Here is a 23,115-nt window from a genome sequence, read left to right on the forward strand (position 1 = left end):
ATTTGAGAATTAAAATTGTATTAAAAAGCATTCTTATCTCCTTTAAATACCTGATAAACAGTTAAAAAAAGTATTTGCAGATCCAGCCACAATGTCCAGTTCTCCAGGTACCACAGATCTTTATTCACCCGCATTTTGATCTGGTCAGGATTGGTGATCTCTCCCCTGTATCCGTTTACCTGCGCCCATCCCGTGATACCCGGTTTTAAAAACTGGCGTATCATGTATTCATCCACAAATTTTGAATAATCGGAAGTGTGTTTCAGCATGTGCGGTCTTGGGCCCACCAGACTCATCTCGCCTTTGAATACATTGATGAATTGCGGAAATTCATCCAAACTCGTCCTGCGTATAAATTTTCCGATCTTGGTAACACGGGCATCATTTTTAGTAGCCTGTTTAAGATCGGAATCTTTATTCTTCCGCATACTGCGGAATTTATAACAGTAAAAAGATTTTTTATTTTTCCCGGTACGTAATTGCTTAAAGAATATCGGTCCTCTTGATTCGAGCAATATCAGTAAGCCCAATATCGGCACCAGCCATGATAATACAAACACGATCACTAAAAGACTCACCGTAATATCCAGCGCTCTTTTCTTTATACGGTTACCCACATCATCCAATGGTTCGCTGCGCAAAGACAATATCGGCAGCTCTCCAAAATATTCGATATGAACATCTCTTGTAATGAAGACAGAAAGATTGGGAACGATCTTAAAACGGATACATTCTTTTTCCGACTGGTACATCAGGTCGTAAATATCTTTGTTCTGTTCCGGTGTAATGGTGGAAAATATCTCCGCCACATCAAACTCCTTCGCTACTTCCAGCGCACGGCTTACATCTGTAATGATAGGATAATGCGAAAGCTCGTGCACATTCTTATCATCTTCAATAAATCCTAACAGCTGTGTATTGATACCATCCTCTTCAAAATATTTTGCAAGTTTTTTTGCCGTATCATTATAGCCGAGTATGATCACCTTTTTAATAAGGTAATGACTGTTCTTGAAATATTTTTTTATACCAAGGTACAGGAAGCGGTTGCCCAGCAATCCCACACCAAATGCCACCATACTGAAAATGATGAACTTTCTCGATATCCTTAACTCCCTGCTGAAGTAAAGGTAAAAAAGCATGCAGATGATCCAGAGCAGGTATACCTGCGTGGTTCTTTTGGTAAAGAACTCAAACACCAGTATCACTTTACCGGCATAGGTTCTTAAAAAGAAAGAAAGCAATAACCATGCTGCCACCGAAATGGTCCAGTACTGGAAGTAAACACTCCAGTAATCAACCGGTATACTTTCTGTAAGTACCACCTTGCATAAAAAATAGCCAATGGTAATTACAAACAGGTCCAGTATAACCAGGGTCATTTGCAGGTATCGTTCAAACTGGCGGTTCATATCAATAAACTCCTATTGCGTGTAAGTTGTTTCAAAAATTATTTTCCTTTGTTTTTAAGGGTACAGTTTCACCAGCGCATCTACGATCCTTTCTGAAGTATGTCCATCCCAGAAAGGAGGCACTGCACCTTTTTTCCATTCTCCATCAATGATCTTTTTAAGCGATGGTTTTAATTTATGGATCTCGTCGCCGATCAGTTCATTGGTACCAATGGTTACGGTTTCAGGCCTTTCGGTTGAATTGCGCAGTGTTAAACAAGGTATGTGTAATACGGTCGCTTCTTCTGTAATGCCACCCGAATCGGTGATAATGCCTTTCGCATTTTTTACCAGATACATAAATTCCAGGTAAGGCTGCGGATCGATCATCAATATCTTTTTTTCACTGATGTTGAATTTATCAATGATATTCCTTGTACGGGGATGTACCGGGAAAACGATGGGATAATCCAGTGATGCTTCTTCAATGGCGGCTAATATAGCTTCCAGTTTTTTAGGATCATCCACATTAGAAGGGCGGTGCAGTGTTACCAAAAAGTATTTGCCCGCTTCCAGTTTATAGCCACTCCAGAAATCAGGTTGTTTGATCCTTTCAATATTCTGGAATAAAGTATCGATCATGGTGTTGCCTACAAAGAATATTGCTTTATCTGCAACACCGGCTTTTTGTAATTGCTTATTGGCCTGTTCGCTGGTGGTAAAAAAATAATCACACAGCGAATCGGTAACAATACGGTTGATCTCTTCTGGCATGGTCATATCACCCGAACGGATACCCGCTTCTACGTGTGCAGCATCAATGCACAGTTTTTTTGCAGTAATGGTGCAGGCCATGGTAGAGGTAACATCTCCCACCACCAATACCAGGTCGGGCTTGTTGGCCATCAGTTCCTGTTCAAACTTTACCATAATGGCAGCAGTCTGTTCGGCCTGTGTACCACCGCCACATTCCAGGTTGGTATGTGGTTCAGGAATACCGAGCTGTTCAAAAAAGTCGGCGCTCATTTTTTTATCGTAGTGCTGACCGGTATGTACCAGCCTGTACTGTATATTTTTGCCTGCCTTTTGAGCCGCCTGGATGGCTTTTATCATCGGGGCGATCTTCATAAAATTAGGACGTGCGCCTGCTACCAGAGTAATATTCATTGCCGTAAAGTTTTGATAAGGTTTTTTGCTTTAAATAACGTATTATAATTACTTTTTATTTCGTTTAAAAGTCTGATTCCATTTTTCTTTTGTCACCAGCCAGATAAATTCGGAATTACCAAAGAGATAGCGTTTCCACATCCGCTTGGGTTCCTGCAATACCCTGTAAAACCATTCCAGTCCCCATTTCTGCATCCACAAGGGCGCTCTTTTTACAAGGCCCGACACCACGTCAAAACTTCCGCCCACACCCATGATGAAAGGTGTTTGTATCAGGTGTTTGTATGTATTTAAAAAGATCTCTTTTTTGGGTGAGCTCATTGCCACAAAAAGAATTTTTGCATTGGAATCAGCGATCTGTCTGGCTACATCAGGTTCTTCTTCTTTTTTAAAGTAACCGTTACGGTAACCCGCAATTATATCCGGCGAATAAGTTTTTGAATAATAATCCACCACATCCTTTACCACGTTTTCCTTAGCGCCTAAAAAGAAGATGCGGTAATTTTTTTCGTGTGCCAGCTTTACCAGGTTGCTCATCAGGTCGATGCCCGCCACCCTTTCCGGTAAAGGGCGGTTCAAAATACGGGATGCCCAAACAATGGCCTGGCCATCTGCATTAATGATATCGCAGCTTACGATCGATTCCCGCAACGCTTCATCCTTTTGCGCATTCACCACTTTAGCGGCATTGATCACTACGTGATGAATGGCCCTGTTCTCGGCAATGGCTTTGTCGATCAGTCCAACTGTTTCCTGCATCGTGTATGCATCAACGGGAATATTACAAATGTTAATTCTGCTCACTTTTTTCTGATTTTATGTAAGTAGTTAAGGCATAAAACATCCATGCCTGCGCCCAGCGCATATATGAAATTTTAGATGAAAAATATTTGTTCTGCTGGTAATAAAAATATCCTTTGCTCGACTGCATATTTTTTATTGTCCAGCCCAGCACTTTATCTGTTACCGCTTTTTGCTCTTTGAATTTTCCCAGTTTTGCCACCGTTATCACCATTTGTGCGGGGGCATGTACATCTATCGGGTAAACAGAGTTGCTGTAATATTTCGGTATCCCTTCTGTTGTAAAAAATGTTTTGATATAATAGTCAAAACCTTTTGCAACATTACTTTCATAAGCATGATCGCCTGAATACTTCATATAGTCGGCAATACATTCTAAATTATAACCTGTGTGGAAGTTATCGATCCACTGGTGAAAAGGCAATGTGCCATATCCCCATGATCCATCTTCTTGCTGGTACCTGCAACAAAATTCTACTGACTTCTTTGCTTCTTCAATCAGTTTCTTTTCGCCGGTAAAACTGTACACCCTTGCCAAAAGCCTGCTACCTAACAATGATGCGTTGAACACCACGCTCTTATCCAATGGTGAATAAGAAAAAGAAAAATTGCCTTCACTATCAGTTGTCCTGTTCAGATCCTTTAAAATAAAATCGCAGGTGCTTCTTGCAGTTTTCAGCAATGCTTCATCTTTGGTTATTTCGTACGCATCTAAAAAAGCACTGCCGATAAAAACCGAAGCCACCACGGTTGGCGTGTGCTTGGGCTGAAAAAATGCCCTTGCCTGCCAATCAAAATTATATCCCCAGCATGCACCGCTCCAGTTGGTATTCTTCAACTCCTGTAACCTTGCAGCAAAAAAATAGATCTTATCTAAATACTCCTGCTGCGGATCGGTTACATACAAACTGCAATAACTGGAAAGAAACAAACCCAATGCTTTAGGATTGTATTCTTTTTTAACACCCGTTATCTTACGCATGTTAATGGGTGAACGCTTAAAGGTTTGTATCCATGCCAAACGCACTATCCTGTTCTTGGAAATGAACGAAGGCATTGCATTCAGCAATTTGCTGTTCAGCCCATCATAAGGATCGTACCCTTTATATTCTTCCTGTTCGCAGTAATTCTTCAGGCGGTTAAATGAATCAAGTATCGTGTTATACATTTAAACTTATTTCCTGTGAATTACCTGTATATAAACTATCCAGTATCTTGAATGTTGTTAAAGTGGTAAGGCAGATAGACCTGAAGCTGATCGGGCTTTCGTTGCCGTTATTAATGGCATTTAAAAATGCATCCACTTCTTCTTTATGGCCTTTACCGGATGATTTCAGTTTGGTTACTTTATTGCCTTTGTGGAAAGTGCCTTCACGGAAATCATTGATCACACCAATATTGCCGGCGCCAAAAACTTCGATCAGTTCTTTCGGCATTGATTTATCACCATTGGCCAGGTAAGTAAGATTACCCACAGAGCCATTGCTGAATTTTACCACGACCGCAATATTATCTTCCGGTGTAATTTTATCATTGGCAGTATTTACTGATGCTGCATACACATTCACAGGTTCCGCACCGGTAAAGTATTGCATCAGGTCTATAAAGTGACAAACCTCTCCCACAATTCTTCCGCCGCCAATTTCAGGTTGCTGTGTCCAGTGTTCCTTTTGTATCAAACCGGCATTCACACGAATGTTCACCACGATAGGTTCTGATACGCTGGCGAATTCTTTTTTAATAGCCACGCTGATGGGAGCAAAACGCCTGTTAAAGCCCACCATCAATGGCTGTTTGAATTTTTCTCTTAAGGCGATCACTTCATTCAGTTGGTCGATATTGATGGCCAAAGGTTTCTCAACAAAAACCGCTTTGCCTGCTTCCAGCGATCTTCCTGCAAGTTCCGCATGAGAATTATGTGGTGTTGCAATAAAAATGGTATTGATATTATTGTTGCCCAACACATCGTTCGCTTCGGCAGAGCAGAAATTGAATTTGAATTTATCTGCCACATTTTTTGAAGTGATCCCTTTTGAAGTTACCACACCATCCAGCGATGCACCATAAGCTTTTGCATTGGGTATTAAATAACTCTGCGCAAAACTTCCCGCTCCAATAAATCCAACGTTGATCTTTTTGATGGGATCATTCTTTACAGTAACAACAGTTTGCCTTTTGGCTTTATTATCTGAATATTTTAAAAGTATGCCGATATGTGGTTCGGGTGTTTTACCCAATACAATATCATAAGCCTTTTCTGCATCTCCAATTTCAAATGTATGTGTGATCAAAGGTTTGATGTTGATCGCTTTTCTTGACAGCAGATCAAGAAATGCTTCCATATTACGTTGCTCGGTCCATCTTACATACGCAAAAGGATAATCCTGCCCTTTATCTTCGTAATTCACATCGTAACGGCCCGGACCATAAGAACAAGACATTCTTAAGTCTAATTCTTTCCTGTAAAAATGAGGGTCACGTGGTATATCCATTTTAACTGCACCCACTACCACTATCTTTCCTTTTTTCCTTGTTATTTCTGCAGACAATTCAATTGGATCGTTGGAAGGTGCAGCAGCTGTTATAATGATAGAATCAAAACCCTGTCCATTGGTAAAATCATTACACACACTCACTAAATTTGAGTCGCCCCTGTTCAATGCTTTATCAGCAGCGCCACTCTCATTGGCCAATTTTACCAAACCGGCATTCAGGTCAATACCAAAAACAGCACAGCCATTGGCTTTCAATAACTGGCAGGTGATCTGTCCCAGCAAACCCAAACCGATCACACAAACCCTTTCGCCCAGTCTTGGCTCTGCCTGGCGCACACCCTGCAATGCAATAGCGCCCAATGTGGTGAATGATGCTTCTTCAGAACTTACATTATCAGGTATCTTGGTTACCAGGTTTTGTGGTATCGCCACCACTTCTGCATGCGATGCATAATCCTGTCCTGCACAGGCAACACGGTCACCGGTTTTAAAAACGCCATTGGTATCCATTGACGCCACTACAACGCCAGCGGTGCTGTAACCTAATGCTTTTAAAGAATCCAGTTTTGTTTTTACTTTATTGATCGTAGCTGCAAGACCTTCCTTTTTAATATTCTGCAGCACCTGTGCTACAAGGTCAGGACGTTGCTTTGCTTTACCGATCAGGCTGGCCTTGGCCACTTTTACAGTACCGCGTTCAGTACCTGCACTGATCAGTGAAAATTCGTTTTCCACCAATACCATTCCACTCGAAATAGAAGGCATCGGCACTTCATCAACATACAATTCACCGGTTTTAAAATTCTGTATTAGCTGTTGCATTTTGTTTGGTTTTAAAATTCTTTACCGCAAGGTTCAATCGTTGTATTCTTATTTTTTATTTATTACGATACGCTTTGTCTGCATTTAAAAAAGCATTGAACGATTCTGCAGCGCCGATAGTAGCCCTTACAAATTCGCCGTTGAAATAGCTCTTCCTGTCACGCAGGTACACTTTATTATCTGCCATAAAATCAATGTAGTTCTTGGCATTATCCACTTCGTACGAAACAAAGTTGGCTTTGGAAGGATAGTACTTGATACCACGTTCTTCACAATACTTGTAAAACACTTCCTTATTGCTGTTCACTTCGTCTACATATTTATCTATCTTGTCAAAATTATTCAGCATGTATTCTCCCACCGAAGCGCTCAGCATGGTCACATCCTTTGGATTGTACACTTTCTTCAGCTCATCCACGATCTCTTCATTGGCAATAAGGTAACCCAAACGGATACCCGCTAATCCAAAAGCTTTGGAAAAAGTACGGATGATCAGCAGGTTATTGAATTCTTTCATCAAAGGCAAAGCACTCTCTCTCGAAAATTCGTAGTATGCTTCGTCAACGATCACCAAAGAACTGATGGATTTGGCTGCTGCCAGGATTTTCTTCAGTCCATCACTTTCAATCTGGTAACCGATCGGGTTGTTTGGATTGGTGATGTACACTAATCGTGGCTGGATCTTTACGATCTCGCTGATGATATTATCAATGCTGGCATCAGAAGAATCAGCCACCGGTATACCGATCACATTATTACCAAATGATTCCGCCTGCGCCCTGAAATTGTCGTAAGTGGGCAACAGTACCATGCACTTGCTCTGGTGTGTGAACACCTGCAGTATCATACGCAATGCATTATCCGAACCATGCGCCAGCAATAATTTATTGGTGGAATCCAAACCATTAAAGGTTCTTAATTTTTCCAGCAACATTTTATGGTCTGCTTCCGGGTACCATTTCAGGAAATTATCTTTTTTGTATAAACCCTGTATATAATCCAGCACATCCTGGTTAGCTACTTCATCCGCCTCATTCCAGTCTAATTTATAAGACACAGTATCTTTTCTGAAATTATCCCAGGCTTTTTGTGTAGATAAAGAGTATGCATCGTAACTGGCCAGTTTATAGCTGCCCGGTTTCTTTACGATCACCAGTGTTTTACCGTCGGCATTGGTAAAGAATTTTTCTCTTTCCTCAATAGAAATAGGGATACCAGGGCCAACCCTCAGTTCCATTCCTTTTTTCAATGAAGCCATTTCATCTATACTTAAACTTTCAATCGTGCGTATCAATACCAAGACTTCGAGTGTTGAATATTGTACTATCTGGAAAGCTTTTATTTTGGCAAACTCCCTGAATAAAGTATAAAAGTTGATTGATGGCAGTTTACCGCCATTCAATCCAACAATGAAATCATCTTTTCTTCCCAGTACCGTTCTTACTTTCGGTAATTGGATATCGGCATTTTGTTTCAGTGAACTGTCCACTTCAACCAGGTCACCCGTATCGTAACGGATGAATGGCATTACAGAATTATAGAAAGATGTAGTGATCAGTTTTTTTATGTTGCCGGTTTCTGTATCACCAAATTCAGGATAACCATACTCCAGGCACAAGTGCATACCATCATGATCCGGTCCTTCTTTGATGATGATCGCCGGCTCTGTCATCCCATACCAGTTAAACAATCGTTTGCCAAACAAACCTTCTATCTTGGTTCTTTCCTCATCACTCAGTGTTTCAGAAGAAGTATAGATACCTTTTAAGTTGGTGAGCTTTGCAACATCAGCTGCAGTTAAGTAATCACACAAAAAATTGATGGAAGAAGGGTAGCCTCTTAAAATATCAGGGTTGATCTTTATCAATTCCTGGATATAATAAGCCGCGTTATCGTGATTTAAATTGTATGCAGAAAAATAATAGGTCTTTTCTACCGAATTGTATTTGAACAAAGGTGCGTTAGCATCTTTCAATACATAGCTTCTTAAAGAAAAAATAGTGGGCCTGCTTTTATTAGTGCTCCAGCTATGATGACGGAAGATCATCGCTTTATCCATCGCCACCATATAAGGTGTCAGCAGCATTTTCTGCGGCTGTCCGGTAGAGCCGCTGGTGGCATATTCAATAGCGATGCCTTTATAATTCGGGTTGATCAGGTTTTTATATTCCTTGCGGATGATATCCTTCGTCAGCACCGGGATCTTTTCCAGGTCGGACAATTGTTTGAAATCCGTTTCCGGGTTAAAATTAATTTCAGCAAACAACGCTTTATAGTAAGGCACATTTTTGGCAGCGATCAAAGTTTTACGCACTTCCTTCAATTGAAATTCTTTGAACTTCTCCACGGAATCATGTTGCGTGTGCGCCAGCTTCTTTTTAAAAAGCCATAATCCATAGGCTTTAAAAAGCAGGTTGATCTTACTATTTTTTGAAATTACCATCGTACTTTTTTTATGCAGCAAAAAACAAGGGCATCAATTCTTCATTGTATCCAGTATGGTATCAAATACCACGGCCTGTTTTTTGTCTTTATAATTTTTATAATAAGGAAATATTTTTTTTGCAGCCGCCTTTACAAAACCGGGCAATTGCAACTTGTTTTTTACTTTGTAATAACCGGGCAGGTAATTGTTGGAACCCCATTTCTTCACTCCTTCGATTTTTATCTGTCCCGATTGCTGGTATGCCTGCAGTGTTTGAAAAAGAATCGCCTTCTTCCAGCAACGTGCATTTGCATTTTCTTATATCATAATTGTAATGGGCATCGCTGCCACCCAATGGTTTTAAATGCGTATAGGCCGCCAGTTTGCTGACAGCGCTCTCATTAAAATCATTATTGATCTTGGCATTGAAATATTCGTAAAAATCACCGAAGGGCAACACCTTTTCAAACCCTTCAGAATTTAAGATGCCATCTTTCCTGTCTGGATGTGGGAAATAAACGAAAGCGCCCTGTGCTTTTATTTCTTTTACCACATCTATCGGCGCTTTACCGGCTGCTTTGCCTATGATATTGTTCTTTAAAAATAAGCCAATGATATGCGTACCATCTGCACAGGTCACTTCTTCACCCGCAATGATCTGTAATTCTTTTTTGTTCTTTGCTTTGATCCATTTTGCAAGGTCAACCGCGCCATCAATTGTGTCGTGATCGGTTATCGCCAACACATCGATATGATTTTTTTGGGCATGCTTATATAACTGGCTAAAGGTATTATAGCCATCTTCTGAATAAGAGGTGTGCACATGAAAATTGAATGTCAATTTCTTTTTCATCAGTGTTTGTTTCAGAAGGTATTCTTTCAAACTGCCGCCGTGAATCAGCAGTTTATATAAGTTTAAAACATTCCAGCAGGTTCGCCACAATTTTTTTTGCCCTGAATTGCTCTGCCAGAATTAAATTATTCCGTCCCATTTTTTCCTGTAAAGGCTTGTCATTTACAAGATTCATCACCTGCCTGCTTATTTGTGTCGGGTTCTTTGCCTCCACCCACAAACAGTTCTCGTATTCCACCATGTGATCTGCCGCTCCCCTTATCTGTGTTGTGATCACCGGTTTACCTGCACCCACCGCCTGGAACACCGCCATCGGGAAACCCTCTTCGTGGTAAGTAGGCAACACCAGTATATCGCAATTAGCATAATAATTCGTTGCTTCTCCTTCGGGAATATGCCCTTTCAGTTCCACGTACTCTTTTAAACCGTACTCGCTCACTTTCTTTGCCGCTTCATCAAACAGTGGCCCGTTACCCAGGCAAACCAGTTTAAAATTACCGCTCTTTTCCTTCATTAATTTACAGGCCTCTATTAAATCTAAAATACCTTTTTCAGACATAAAGCGGCCTACAAATAGCAACAAAGTGGTTGGTGCTGCAATTCCGGCCTTTTGTTTAAAGTCCGGATCTGCTTTATACAAACGCTTGTCTATAACGTTGGCGGTTACCTGCACTTTATTTCCAGGTAAGCCAATGGATAAAAAATTCTGCCGTTCTTCTTTCGACAATACCAGCAACTGGCTTGCCTTGTTAAAAACGTATTTATTCAGCAGGTTGGTTTTCGAAAAAATGAACCTGCTTTGTGATCCATGTATCTTCAGCACTATCTTAAGGTCTTTCCTGTACCTTCTTAAAATAAAGAGGGTGATGGAATCCCTTACCAGTGTTTTAAAATCCAGGCCCGTATTCAGGTACACCATATCGCTTCCCTGCTCTGCCGCTTTTCTTTTTAGTTCCCGGGCATTTTTGATCACCAGCTTCATGCTGCCGACCAGCCCGCTTGCCGAACCCCAGTTGCCATAAGTACACACTGCTGTTTCAACACCCAGTTGCTGAAATTCTTTTATTTCCGATTGTGCAATTTCAGTATGCGTTACACCATGTATACCAAATAATATTTTCATGCTGTTGTTCTTTTTTGTACACGGTCTGACGCCCTCGTCTGACCGTGTCTTACCTGGCGCCTGCGCCTGGTCTTTCTCTCCTCATACTACACACTCTTCACAAACATCCGTTTCCACAAGGTCAGACGGGGCGTCAGACCTTGTCTTCTTCTTTTGTGCGTATCACCCTTGCAGGGTTACCCACCACAATAGAATTGGGCGGAATGCTTTTCGTGATCACGCTGCCTGCACCAATAGTGGTATTCCTTCCTACTACAATGCCGCCAATGATCACCACGTTGGCGCCCACATCCACATTATCTTCAATCACCGGGCAGCCAGATGTGGCACTCGAATTACCCAGTGTGGTGCTGTGCCTGAAAACACAGTTTTCACCGATCACCGAATTATTATTGATCACCAATGCCTGGCCATGAAACAGCCTTAGATTTTTTCCGGCCTTTAAATTCCACGGCAATTCAATACCCATGATCCATTCCACAAAAAACCGGTACCACACCAGGTAAAGAATACCAATGTATTTTAAATAGCTTCTTTTGGAACATCCATTCGCTATCCGGAAACAAAATAACACCAGCCTTCCTTTAGTATTGCCGCTGTTAGCTTTCCAATCCTGGAATATGAAAGAAATAAAATTCATTCCATTATTTGTTTCCTGGTTAGTGAAAACTATTTTTTTCTTTTTGTTGCCCTTATAAAATCTGCCACCTCGGTTGCCTTCTCTACATAATTAAATTTCTTCCTCGCTACTTCTTTACTCCTGGCGCCTATCTGCAATGCTTCTTCGTAGTGCTCAAAAATGTATTCGATTCTTTTTTGCTATCGCCATCGGGTTGTTAGGCTCAACTATAAAAAGTGATTCGCCATCCACAAAATAATCTTTGATATCTGTTACATCTGTTGCAATAATGGGCTTGCCCGTCATGCAATACTCACCCAGCTTCCATGGAAAACCATGATTGGCATAAGGGCTATTGCTTCTGCAAACGAATAAAGCATTGGCATTGGAATTATACCACAGCAGTTCATCTGCATTTACAAAGCCCACCATATCCACTTTATCTTCCACACCAAATTTCTTGATATGGTTCTTGATTCTTGTTCATCAGGTCATCGCCAAAGCCTTTACCCGTCATTACAAAAACAGTGTCAGGATATTTTTTTACGATCTCCGCAAATGCTTCCACCAAATAAAAAAGACCATCCTTTTCGCCAAACGTGCCGCTGTACACCAGCATGCGCTTTCCTTTGAACTTGGCTTCCAGCTTTTGTTTCACAGCTTCAAATGATTGTTCCACAGTTTTGAAACTATGATCAGAAACCAGTATCGGGTTGATCAGTATCTTATTTTCCGGCAGTGATTTACTATAAAACGTTTTCAGGTTTTTAGAGATCACTATAAGGCCTGAAGCAAACTTTGGAAAAAGCCATTCGGATAATTGCTGGCTCTTGTAATTCAGGTAACCGGTAAAGCCGCGATGATCTTCATTCAAAGATGCTTTTTCCACCAGCCAGAAATACAGTGGTATCCTTCTGAAGAAGCAGGTAAGAATTACCGGTGCATCTCTCAAAATATCCACTATACCACCGATGATAACTGCGTCTACTTTTTTCTTTTTATTCCTTTTGCGTATAAGCCCTGTCGTTTTGATCACGGCCATAAAATTGTCAATAAAGCGCAGCCCCTTACTCATGGGCTTGCTTTCTCCAACAAAATAATACGGCACACCATCAAAATGACCATACTTGTTTTTGGTTTTCGACAGCGCTTCTCTTTTTTTACCGTAAGGAATTACCAAAAATGCGTTTTCGCCGTTTTCCTTCAGGCCCTTCATAAATAAAGTAACATGCACACTATGTGCACCGCCAAAAGGAAAATCCACCGAATCCACTACCAATACATTCATTGTGCTGTTGCTTTTATTTTGCGGCTTTCTTAACCTGTTCTGATATCCAGTTGTATGTTTTGGTAATACCTACTTTCAATGGTACTGATGGTGCCCAGTCTAATTTTTCTTTGATCAGTTTGTTATCAGAATTCCTTCCCCTTACACCTAAAGGACCAGGGATATTATTGATGCTGATCTTTTTACCAGAAATTTCAGCCACCATTGCAGCCAGGTTATTGATAGAGATCATTTCATCGGAACCAACATTCACCGGGCCGCTGAAATCTGAACGGGTTAATTTTAAAATACCTTCCACGCATTCGTCAATGTACAGGAATGAACGGGTTTGTTTACCGTCGCCCCATACTTCAATGCTGCCACCATCCTGTGCTTCGGCCACTTTACGGCACAATGCTGCAGGAGATTTTTCTTTACCGCCTCTCCAGGTACCTTCTGGTCCAAAAATATTGTGGAACCTTGCCACACGGGCTTCAATACCATGGTTACGCTGGTATGCCAGGTATAAACGTTCGCTGAATAATTTCTCCCATCCGTATTCACTATCAGGGTTAGCAGGGTATGCTGACTCTTCGCTGCATTTTGGATTATCAGGATCCAGCTGGTTATGTTCAGGATACATACAGGCAGATGATGAATAGAAAACTCTTTTCACACCGATCTTGTGCATCGCATCCAGGATATTAAGATTAATGGTAGCAGAATTATGCATTACATTGGCATCATTATCGCCGGTAAAAATATAGCCTGCACCACCCATGTCTGCAGCCAGCTGGTATATTTCGTCTATGCCTCCCTGTACTACCAGTTTGCAAAGACCCGGATCGGTAAGATCGCCAATGATAAATTCATCTGCGGCTGTTGGAGAGAATTCCGGGTGCTTCAGATCCACACCACGAACCCAGCATCCTTCTTCTTTTAATTTCCTGACTAAATGGCTGCCAATAAAACCACCGGCGCCGCATACTAAAACATTTTTCTTTTTCATAATCTAGTTTTAAAATAAAGTTTACGTTTTTTACAGCCCCCGGCTGTTCATTACTATTTAAAGGTTTGTTTCTTTTATTCTGTGGTTCATCTTTGCACCATCGATGCAATGATATCCCTGAACCTGTTGCGCACTGTTACTGCATTGAACTTTGTTTCTGCAATGGCGATCGCATTAGCTGCAATGGCTTTTCTTTCCGCTTCGCTGGTAAACAACTGCTCTATTGCTTTCGACAATTCTTCCACATTATGTTCGGTAACCAGCTTGGCCCATCCGTTCTTTTCCGCATCTTTTACAATGGCGGTTACTTCCGGTGCATACACAATGATCGGTGTACCACTCATCATATACTCCGGAGCCTTTGTAGGCATTGAATAACGAATGAACTTGATCGATTCATCCGAAAAATCATACGGCAGTATCAGCAGGTCGGCTTCTGCAAAAACCTTTGGCAACTCTTTATACGGCACCATTGATTTATGCTTTACGCATTTATAATTGCTTACCCACTCCGGCAACTGTTCTGTCTGTAACACAAACTGCAGTTGTTTTTCCTGCCGGCTGTTCATCTGGTCAATTGCTTTTGCAATGGTTTCCAGCGATGCCGTTATACCTAAACCGATCCTGCCTGCATATAACAATGCAGGCGACCCGTTCAATTGATAATTATTACGTTGGTGGCTTTTCCAGAACCCAACATCTATCGGGTTATGAAAGGTGACCCAATCTTTGCCACCATACCGGCGTTTGTATTCCTGCGCCATAAAATCACTGATGCTCAGCAAAACAGTACTCCTTTCCTGCAAGCGCCTGAAGTGCTTATCAATATTGTTGCGCCAGAATTTTTTAAAGGGCCCTTTCTCACTGATGGTCGACGGCCAGTCATCCATCATGTGAAACACCATCGGCTTTTTAGTGTATTCCTGCACCGCTATGCAAAACAAAACAGTCTCCCTCGAGGAAGCCTGCGCATAGATCGTATCAGCATTATATTCGTCCAGCCATTTACGAAACTTATCCGATAATACGATTTTAGAAATGCAGTGATACAACCCTGCATATTCCAGGAACGGGTAGAAATAATTATTTATTAACCTCGCCCTCAGCGGCACTTTGATATTGCCCAAGGGTGTGGATGATACCGTGTTGGCTTTACCTGCATCCAGCTTAACACCACCGGACGCCGTACTGCGCTGTATTAAATTCAACGGGAAAACCCATTTGTATTCTTCATTACCTAAAAGATAATAGGTGTCGCACAGGTCCGTGTTTAAATTATTAAACATATGACTGGTGCAAACCACTGCTATTTTATCTTTATCCCATCCGCCAAAAAGATTTGACTGTGTAATGCCGCCGCCGCTGTTATTGGTAAAAGGTTGGCCAATGATTAAAACCTTTGGTAAAGACATTAGCTTATTTTCAAATTGATTAACATTTGGGTTTCAGAAATTAGGTGGTTACTTTAAACGTTGCAGATATGTCTTTATTGTGATATCAGACATATTTCTAATCTTTTTGGAATAGCAGATTCCCGCTGACATCCAGAGTATAAGGTAGAAAAAACCGAACCCTTCTACAATGGTGGGATAAATGTATACCAACGAAAGCAATATATGCATGGCCGCCCCCTTCGCCAGCATGTTCTTCGATTTAAAGAACCCCCTGTACAATGCGGGAATCAGTATCGCCAGGTATAACCCCAGGTAGATATAACCGCCCTTCAATGCCATTTGCAGGTAGCCCGTTTCTATAATATCTCTTTTGCCCGACAGGTCCATAGGATCTATCAAAACCGGGCAATAATATTTTCCGTTGATGCCTTTCCCGAATAACCATTCGGTGGTATTCATATCCGCCTTCATGTACACTTCCATACCGGTACGGGTATCTTCATCGCCCCTCGACATTAAGAAGTCGAACATGCCCGGCAGTTTGATGTTGGATACAGATACGGTACTCAACATGGCAAAGAAAACAGACAATGCGATCAGTAATCCTCTTTGCTTGGTATAGATCAGGTACATCATTCCTGTTGCAGCAAGGGTTGTTAAACTCAGTAACATAGCACCCCGCCTTGCCCGGAAAATGAGAAGATATAAAGTGAATATAAAAAGCGCCAGTATATAGCGGTTCACTTTTTTCTTATGGTACACGAACGTTAATAGTATAAACCCTGTCGGAAAAGACAATACACCAAAGAAATTCTCTGTATAGGCAAGGGCCAACTGATCGGTCCAGCTGGGGTTGTGTACCACATCATAATAAGCGATCACGTACACAATAAACAATGCCCCGAATATCATGAGCATGTAAAATACCCGCTTGTATAAATAGAGATTCCTCGGGAACAATATTACCAATGGCACCAGGTAACCCATCATACCATAACCCGGATCGAACAACACCCTTTTCCACGTATTATAATCCATGCCGGGGTCGCGGAATATGATGCCTACACAATAGAATATGAATATGGGAAAGATCGACTCGAGGTATTTATCATCAAACTTGAATTTCATCAGGTCGATGCTCGATGAGATGACCATTGCCAATGCTATTGCCTGGAAACCCTGGCACACCGGCGGACTAAACACCGGGTTGCTGGTAATCGCAGTAAGGTAACTGAGACAGTTTAACAACAATCCCCAAAAGAACAGGTTGATGCTTTTCTGTTTCTTTTTAGAAAGCGTCAGTTCTTCAAATTGCCTGCTTACAGAAACGTTCATTTTCCGTTGCCTGTACAACATGGCCCTGTTCATATTTACCTGTATGCTCAATTTCCTGTAGGTTTACCGAAAGCTGCCTGCATTACTGCACGGCTGCATTTTGTTTTATGTAATTGAATAATTCCTTGTGTTTATTGATCGTTACTGCAGGATAAAAATCCGGCAGCATGTATCCTTTCATGTTACTTTGAAGGCAGTACTTAATGCCATTCGAAATATCTTCTGCATCCTTGTAATTCGCCAGGTACCCGTTCTCTTTATGTGCAATCATATCGGGTATACCACCCACATTAAAACCAACCACCGGCGTACCGCAACACAAACTTTCCTGCACAGTAGTAGGCTGGTTATCGGCCATGGAAGGAACAATAAAAACATCCGCTGCATTATACACCAGCATGGTGGAGTATTCATCGCCCAAAAAGCCCATGAACTTTGCCTTAAAGGGAATGCTGTCTGCAATTTGTTTACTATGCCCGCTGCCAAATATCAATACCGATACATTTTCTGAAGCGGCAGCATCCTGCTTGAATATTTCCAGCGCCTTTAAAAGATAAGGCCAGCCTTTGTAAGGATTGTTTACCGAAGTGGCGCCGAATGCGATCACTTTTTCGTTGGGATCGATATTCAGTATCTGCTTTGCAGTGGCTTTATCAAAAGGTTTGAACAAAGTATTATCCAAAGCATTGGGTATATAAAATACAGGCTTGTTTTTGGTAAGCAGCGCTTCCTTTGCACAATTGTACAGCCATTTACTGGGCGATACAAAATAAAGGTTGTTGTACTTCGAGTATAGTTTGAGTTTCTTTTTAAATCCTTTTGCCGAAAGATCGTTTTCTTTACCGGTAGTGAACACCTGGCAGTTATGGCAACCCGAAATATATTTATCGCAGGTAAAGCTATAGTGACAGCCTCCGGAAATATTCCACATATCATGCATCACGATCACCACTGGTTTATTCAACGCCGCAATTTTATCCAGCGATGTAAAATTCAAAAAACCATTCCACACCCAGTGAATGTAGATCACATCTGCTTCCTGCAGTTCGGGCAGTTGCGAAATATCGGTGCCCAGTATGGGATAAGAAAATAAACCGAATTCTTTTTTGGTATTTTTTAAACGCCGCAGTTGCAGTTTTTCGTCCAAGCGGGAAACCAGTCTTGCCTTTTTACCCAGGTAAGTAACATTGGGCACATTGGCGCCTTGCTGCAGCGACACGATCTTTGATGCAATATCATTTTTGACAAAAGCGTTCTGCAATCTTAATGCAGAGCGTGCTCCCGACTCCATCGAAAATTGTATTTGCACCACTTTTGTCATCTTCAAAAACTCAGCACAGTATTTTAATTGGTTAGCAGAGGTTGTTTATTAATTGTTTACCTGCCCATTAACAGGTAAATAAAATCACGCCAGAAACTGGTGCCCTTTAAATTCACATAATGCCTTGCCCAGATATTGGGTTTGTATTTTTTAGTGTATTTAAAGCTGTACATATCATCCACCTGGATGAATATTTCTTCTGTTGCAAATGAATTACCCTGGTTCAGGTAATTATTTAAAATAGCAAAAGAAGTTTGTTCTGTTCTGTGGTCGGGCTTTTCGGATAAATACTTACACAGCTCATTCCACTGCGGGAATTTTGAAAAATCGCCACCGGCATAGATCAAACCGGCATTTAGTGGCGCTATCTTCAGCATATCTGTCTGGTGCATGGCTTCAAGCAAAGGCTGGCTGTAATTATGATCCACATCCACGCACATCTTTACCATTGTTTTACCGGTAAGGTCTTCCAGCACCGGCGATCTGAACCATAAGATATCCGTATCAGAATACAGTATCGGAAATTTTCCGGCGCAGTAACAAATACCCACCAGTTTTTTACCCCACACATCTTTGGCTGCATATTCATACAGGTCGCCCCTGCCATTTTCTTTTAAAGCAGTAGCGCAAAAATCCCAGGTCAGTATCTCTACTTTTTGCGGCCACTTCATCAGCTTTTGCTGTATCACATCAGCCGGTGTTCCGTCGGTAGTAATGATCACTTCGGGAATAGTGTCCCAGCTTTTATATACCGAAGCCAGTGATGCATTCAAATATTCTGTACCGGTTCTGCCGCAAAAGAAAACCAGTTTATAAGGCGATACCGGCCTGTTATCATTTTTTATTTTACAAAACCTGGCCGGGTTTATTTTGCATACTGCAGCATAGAACCTCGAATACAAAAACTTTTTAAACGACATACCGGGATCAGTTATTTTTTAAATTTTTTCAGCACCATTTCTATCGCCGCATTTACCAATGACACTTCATCTATTTTAAATTTATAGGCAAGAAAGGCATACGATGCCACTCCTAAACCTAATTCAACAGCCAGTTTTACAAACAGGGGAATATGGATGCCGGATAAATGCAAAGCATAATCGGCCAGTAATACCACTCCGCTCATTACAGCTGTAATAAAAATATAGGGCCTTAACCATTTCATTTCATCCAGCCAGTTAGCGTTCAGCCGTTTGGAAGCGAGGATGAGGTAAGTGAGGTATTGGCCTGCACGGCTTATTAACGACGCCAGTACCACATAAATTATGTCAAACCGGATCACGGCAAAGATCAGTGCCATTTCTGCCAGCGAGGTTACTACAAATATTTTCAGCAGCAATTTGGCCTTGCCCTGCGACAGCAACAGTTCCCGCTGCACGGTGATAAAAGGCTCAAACAATTTTACTACACAAAACAATTGCAGGAATATGATCGACCCTCTCCATTTTTCTGTAAATAAAAAGATCGTTACATCTTCGGCCTTTACCAGTAATAATATCAGCAGCGGAAAGCTTACAAATGCTATTACTTTATCGGTTTTTTTTACCGCTTCTCTCAGCCTTTCGGGTTCATCCTGTAGTTTGGCAAAAAGCGGCAGCGTCATTTTCAGCACCACACTTTGTATCACGCTCACTATCAGGTCGGGAAATTTATTGCCCCTGTTGAATAAACCCAGTTGTTCTTTAGTATAATATTTTCCTACAATAAAATTGTTGAACTGCTGGTTCAGGAAGAAGAAGATACTGCTGGCCAGTATATTCATCCCATAAGGTATCATTGCTTTTACAGAAGCATACGAAAATTTTAATTGCGGGTACCATGTTGCCTGTATCCAGAAAAACAACACATTCACTACCTGGTACGATAACCCCGAAAAAACCAATGCCCAAACACCAAACCCGTTGTAAGCTAATACAAGCCCTACAACAGCGCTTACAAGTGAACTGGCAATCTTAGAGTAGGATATTTTTTTTAACTGCAGCTCTTTGATCAAAAGAGCCTGCTGAGTCTGGCCAAATGCAGTGATTAAAATTCCTGTGGAAACAACCTGTAAGACGGTTGTTAATTTTGGCTCGTTAAAAAAAGTTGCTATGAACGGGGCTAACAATACAAACACCAATGTTATAAATAGCCCCAGCAGAATATTGATATAAAAGATAGTGGTAGTCTGTATCGATGTCAGGTCCTTCTTCTGCACCAGCGTTTTCTCAAATCCTGCATCGGTAATGGCCATGGATACTGCTGTAAATATCCCGGTCAGTGCAATTAATCCGTAATCTTTAGGGCCCAGTATCCTGGCCAGTATCACACCTACTATAAACTGAACGATCTGGGTGGAAAAGGTTTCAATCAGCGACCAGATAGAGCCAGATAACGCTTTTGATTTTAAGTTTTCTGTGCCTTGAGGTTGCAATTGTAAAGGTATTTTTCTTGTAATAAAATTTATTCAACCCATTACAGGAATTACTTCAGCTTTTTGTTGGCTTTGGCCTTATGCACATCATTTGCCACCATTTCCTTTACCAGTCCTGCAAGGTCATACTTAGGCTTCCAGCCCAGTTTTGCCTTTGCTTTTGAAGCATCACCGATCAACAGGTCCACTTCGGTAGGGCGGTAATACGCAGGGTCAACTGCCACCACCACTTTACCTAACGGTAACTGGTACTCGGGATTATTGCAGGCAGCTACAGTAGCTTTTTCATTTTCATTCTCGCCGGTAAAGTTCAGTTCAATACCCACTTCGCCAAATGCCATCTTCACAAATTCCCTTACGCTGGTGGTAACACCGGTGGCGATCACAAAATCTTCTGGTTTTTCCTGCTGTAATATCATCCACATGGCTTCCACATAATCCTTGGCATGGCCCCAGTCTCTCTGTGCATCCATGTTACCCAGGTACAATGCGTTTTGTGTACCGGTAGCTATAGCGGCAACCGCCATTGTAATCTTGCGGGTTACAAAGGTTTCGCCGCGTAGCGGACTTTCGTGGTTAAACAAAATACCATTGCATGCGTACATGCCATAAGCCTCACGGTAGTTAACAACTATCCAGTACGCATACAATTTTGCAACGGCATAAGGACTTCTTGGATAAAACGGGGTAGTTTCTTTTTGTGGCACTTCCTGTACCAAACCGTACAGTTCGGAGGTAGAAGCCTGGTAGATACGGGTCTTTTTTTCCATACCTAAAATGCGCAACGCTTCCATCAATCGTAAGGTTCCGATACCGTCTGCATTGGCAGTATATTCCGGTGTATCAAAACTTACTTTTACATGGCTCATTGCGGCCAGGTTATATATTTCATCTGGTTGGGTTTCCTGAATGATGCGGATAAGGTTCGTGCTGTCGGTCAGGTCGCCATAGTGCATCATAAAACGCAGCTTGGCATCATGCCTGTCCTGGTAAAGGTGATCGATACGGTCGGTATTGATCAGCGACGAACGTCTTTTTATCCCGTGTACTGTGTAACCTTTGTCTAAAAGAAATTCGGCCAGGTAAGCACCATCTTGTCCGGTTACACCAGTAATTAAAGCAGTCTTCATTGTAATTTTTTTGGAATTTGCCCTCAGGCTAACGAAGGTAATTCTTGTTTGGTTAAAAAATCCTGGTAAGCTATTTCAAGTCCTTTCTGTAATGTGGTGGTATGATGCCATCCTAATGCATGTATCCTGGATACATCGAGTAGTTTGCGTGGTGTGCCGTCGGGTCTTGTGGTATCAAATGCCAGTTCGCCATCAAAGCCGGTTACCTCTTTCACTGCTGCTGCCAGCTCTTTAATGCTGATATCCTCACCGCAGCCGATATTCACAATTTCTTTTTCATTGTAGGTGTTCATTAAGAACAGGCAGGCTTCAGCCAGGTCATCTGCAAATAAAAATTCCCTCTTGGGATTTCCGGTACCCCATATCGTTACCTTGTCCAGCCCGTTCGTCTTTGCCTCATGAAATCTCCTGATAAGGGCGGGAAGTACATGCGAATTCTCCGGATGATAATTATCATTGATGCCATACAGGTTGGTGGGCATTACGCTGATATAATTCGCACCATACTGATCACGGAAACTTTCGCAGAGTTTAATGCCCGCAATTTTTGCAATGGCATAAGGTTCGTTGGTATACTCCAGCGGTCCTGTTAAAAGATATTCTTCCTTAATGGGCTGAGGCGCCATTTTAGGATAGATACACGAACTTCCTAAAAAAAGCAGTTTGGTTACCTGGTTGTTATAGGCAGCGTGTACAATATTCGAAACGATCATCAGGTTATCGTACAAAAAGTCGGCCCTGTAAGTGTTATTGGCTACAATGCCGCCCACCTTTGCTGCCGCAAGAAAAACGTATTTCGGTTTTTCCTGTTCAAAAAAGGCCGCTACCTGTTCCTGGCTGCGCAGGTCCAGTTCTTTCGAACTCCTGTACACCAGGTTGGTAAAACCTTTTGCCTTCAGTACCCTTACAATTGCTGATCCTACCAGTCCCCTGTGACCAGCAACGTAGATCTTGTCTCCCAAATTCATCATGACTGAGCGAATGAATAGTTTTGTAACATTGAACGTTCCTTAACAAAGATACTGTCTTCCTTAAGTTTAGCGATCATTGCATAACCTAACGACGGAAGGTTGATCTTTATTGTTTTGTTCTTTACAGCAAGGATATTACCATCCATCTCGTAAGAAGAGCGGTAAATGTTGCGTTCAATAACATTACTGTTCACTGCAAGTTTCTCCAGGTCGATGTTTTGGTAATCGTCTGTAAACTCACGTATAGCATTGATTTCTGTCTCGTTAATAACAGCCGGTTTACCCAACCAGTGCAACAGGTTGATAACGCCATCGGCATGAGCCAATAAGGTTGCGTCCTGTTCCGTAGCGTGGATGAACACGTAGGATTTAAATAAGGGCCTGAAAGAGGACCTGTGCCTCCATGATTTCTGTGCTTCTGCACTAACCAGAGGAATAAAATTTTCTACTTTTTTCTTTGCCAGCAAGGTTGCAACCTTCTTTTCGCATTGCGGTCTTGTGTAAAGAACGTACCAATTTTTCTGCATAACCATTTTTTAAAAATTAGAAATGTGCAGTTAATCGGATAATGGAGAGGAT

20 protein-coding genes are annotated in these 23,115 nt (G+C 41.6%); all 20 read right to left on the bottom strand.

Going from position 1 to position 23,115, the window contains the following annotated elements:
- Positions 1–20: 20 nt before the first annotated feature.
- Positions 21–1,412, bottom strand: coding sequence for an undecaprenyl-phosphate glucose phosphotransferase (locus tag QM738_RS04435; RefSeq protein WP_462275465.1), 1,392 nt, complete (start codon positions 1,410–1,412; stop codon positions 21–23).
- A 54-nt stretch (positions 1,413–1,466) separates the two neighbouring features.
- Complete coding sequence (wecB, locus tag QM738_RS04440; protein WP_462275466.1) at positions 1,467–2,558, bottom strand: non-hydrolyzing UDP-N-acetylglucosamine 2-epimerase; 1,092 nt, start codon at positions 2,556–2,558, stop codon at positions 1,467–1,469.
- A 48-nt stretch (positions 2,559–2,606) separates the two neighbouring features.
- The gene (locus QM738_RS04445; protein WP_462275467.1) at positions 2,607–3,362 is read right to left on the bottom strand and encodes a WecB/TagA/CpsF family glycosyltransferase; all 756 of its coding nucleotides are present in this window, start codon (positions 3,360–3,362) and stop codon (positions 2,607–2,609) included.
- Entirely contained in the window at positions 3,349–4,527 is a 1,179-nt protein-coding gene (locus QM738_RS04450; protein WP_462275468.1) for a pectate lyase, read from the bottom strand. Before QM738_RS04450 ends, QM738_RS04445 begins: the two co-directional genes overlap by 14 nt.
- Positions 4,520–6,676 carry a bi-domain-containing oxidoreductase gene (locus QM738_RS04455; protein ID WP_462275469.1) on the bottom strand — a complete coding sequence of 719 codons (2,157 nt, stop codon included), beginning with the start codon at positions 6,674–6,676 and terminating at the stop codon, positions 4,520–4,522. Before QM738_RS04455 ends, QM738_RS04450 begins: the two co-directional genes overlap by 8 nt.
- A gap of 55 nt (positions 6,677–6,731) precedes the next feature.
- Positions 6,732–9,119, bottom strand: coding sequence for an aminotransferase class I/II-fold pyridoxal phosphate-dependent enzyme (locus QM738_RS04460; protein WP_462275470.1), 2,388 nt, complete (start codon positions 9,117–9,119; stop codon positions 6,732–6,734).
- 97 nt (positions 9,120–9,216) lie between these two features.
- Positions 9,217–9,954: a PHP domain-containing protein gene (locus tag QM738_RS04465; protein WP_462275471.1), complete on the bottom strand. Its 738-nt coding sequence runs from the start codon at positions 9,952–9,954 to the stop codon at positions 9,217–9,219.
- A gap of 52 nt (positions 9,955–10,006) precedes the next feature.
- On the bottom strand, positions 10,007–11,077 hold the full coding sequence (locus QM738_RS04470; protein WP_462275472.1) for a glycosyltransferase family 4 protein: 1,071 nt from the start codon (positions 11,075–11,077) through the stop codon (positions 10,007–10,009).
- Positions 11,078–11,210: 133 nt separating this feature from the next.
- On the bottom strand, positions 11,211–11,717 hold the full coding sequence (locus QM738_RS04475; RefSeq protein ID WP_462275473.1) for a DapH/DapD/GlmU-related protein: 507 nt from the start codon (positions 11,715–11,717) through the stop codon (positions 11,211–11,213).
- Positions 11,718–11,870: 153 nt separating this feature from the next.
- Entirely contained in the window at positions 11,871–12,146 is a 276-nt protein-coding gene (locus QM738_RS04480; RefSeq protein ID WP_462275474.1) for a glycosyltransferase, read from the bottom strand.
- The gene (locus tag QM738_RS04485; RefSeq protein WP_462275475.1) at positions 12,136–12,984 is read right to left on the bottom strand and encodes a glycosyltransferase family protein; all 849 of its coding nucleotides are present in this window, start codon (positions 12,982–12,984) and stop codon (positions 12,136–12,138) included. Before QM738_RS04485 ends, QM738_RS04480 begins: the two co-directional genes overlap by 11 nt.
- Positions 12,985–12,997: 13 nt before the next feature.
- On the bottom strand, positions 12,998–13,972 hold the full coding sequence (locus tag QM738_RS04490; RefSeq protein ID WP_462275476.1) for an NAD-dependent epimerase/dehydratase family protein: 975 nt from the start codon (positions 13,970–13,972) through the stop codon (positions 12,998–13,000).
- Between the two features lie 86 nt (positions 13,973–14,058).
- Positions 14,059–15,384, bottom strand: a complete 1,326-nt coding sequence (locus tag QM738_RS04495) for a glycosyltransferase (protein ID WP_462275477.1) — start codon at positions 15,382–15,384, stop codon at positions 14,059–14,061.
- Positions 15,385–15,432: 48 nt separating this feature from the next.
- On the bottom strand, positions 15,433–16,752 hold the full coding sequence (locus QM738_RS04500; protein ID WP_462275478.1) for a hypothetical protein: 1,320 nt from the start codon (positions 16,750–16,752) through the stop codon (positions 15,433–15,435).
- Positions 16,753–16,783: 31 nt separating this feature from the next.
- Complete coding sequence (locus tag QM738_RS04505) at positions 16,784–18,022, bottom strand: glycosyltransferase (protein ID WP_462276698.1); 1,239 nt, start codon at positions 18,020–18,022, stop codon at positions 16,784–16,786.
- Between the two features lie 56 nt (positions 18,023–18,078).
- Positions 18,079–18,942 carry a hypothetical protein gene (locus tag QM738_RS04510; RefSeq protein ID WP_462275479.1) on the bottom strand — a complete coding sequence of 288 codons (864 nt, stop codon included), beginning with the start codon at positions 18,940–18,942 and terminating at the stop codon, positions 18,079–18,081.
- Positions 18,943–18,953: 11 nt separating this feature from the next.
- Positions 18,954–20,435 (bottom strand): lipopolysaccharide biosynthesis protein, encoded by a 1,482-nt coding sequence (locus tag QM738_RS04515; RefSeq protein ID WP_462275480.1) that lies wholly within the window; start codon positions 20,433–20,435, stop codon positions 18,954–18,956.
- A 50-nt stretch (positions 20,436–20,485) separates the two neighbouring features.
- Entirely contained in the window at positions 20,486–21,565 is a 1,080-nt protein-coding gene (gene gmd, locus QM738_RS04520; protein WP_462275481.1) for a GDP-mannose 4,6-dehydratase, read from the bottom strand.
- A 23-nt stretch (positions 21,566–21,588) separates the two neighbouring features.
- On the bottom strand, positions 21,589–22,536 hold the full coding sequence (gene fcl, locus QM738_RS04525; RefSeq protein ID WP_462275482.1) for a GDP-L-fucose synthase: 948 nt from the start codon (positions 22,534–22,536) through the stop codon (positions 21,589–21,591).
- Positions 22,533–23,063, bottom strand: a complete 531-nt coding sequence (locus QM738_RS04530) for a transcription termination/antitermination NusG family protein (RefSeq protein ID WP_462275483.1) — start codon at positions 23,061–23,063, stop codon at positions 22,533–22,535. Before QM738_RS04530 ends, fcl begins: the two co-directional genes overlap by 4 nt.
- Positions 23,064–23,115: the final 52 nt, after the last annotated feature.

The sequence above is a fragment of the Ferruginibacter sp. genome, assembly GCF_049840995.1.
Taxonomy (GTDB): Bacteria; Bacteroidota; Bacteroidia; order Chitinophagales; family Chitinophagaceae; genus Ferruginibacter.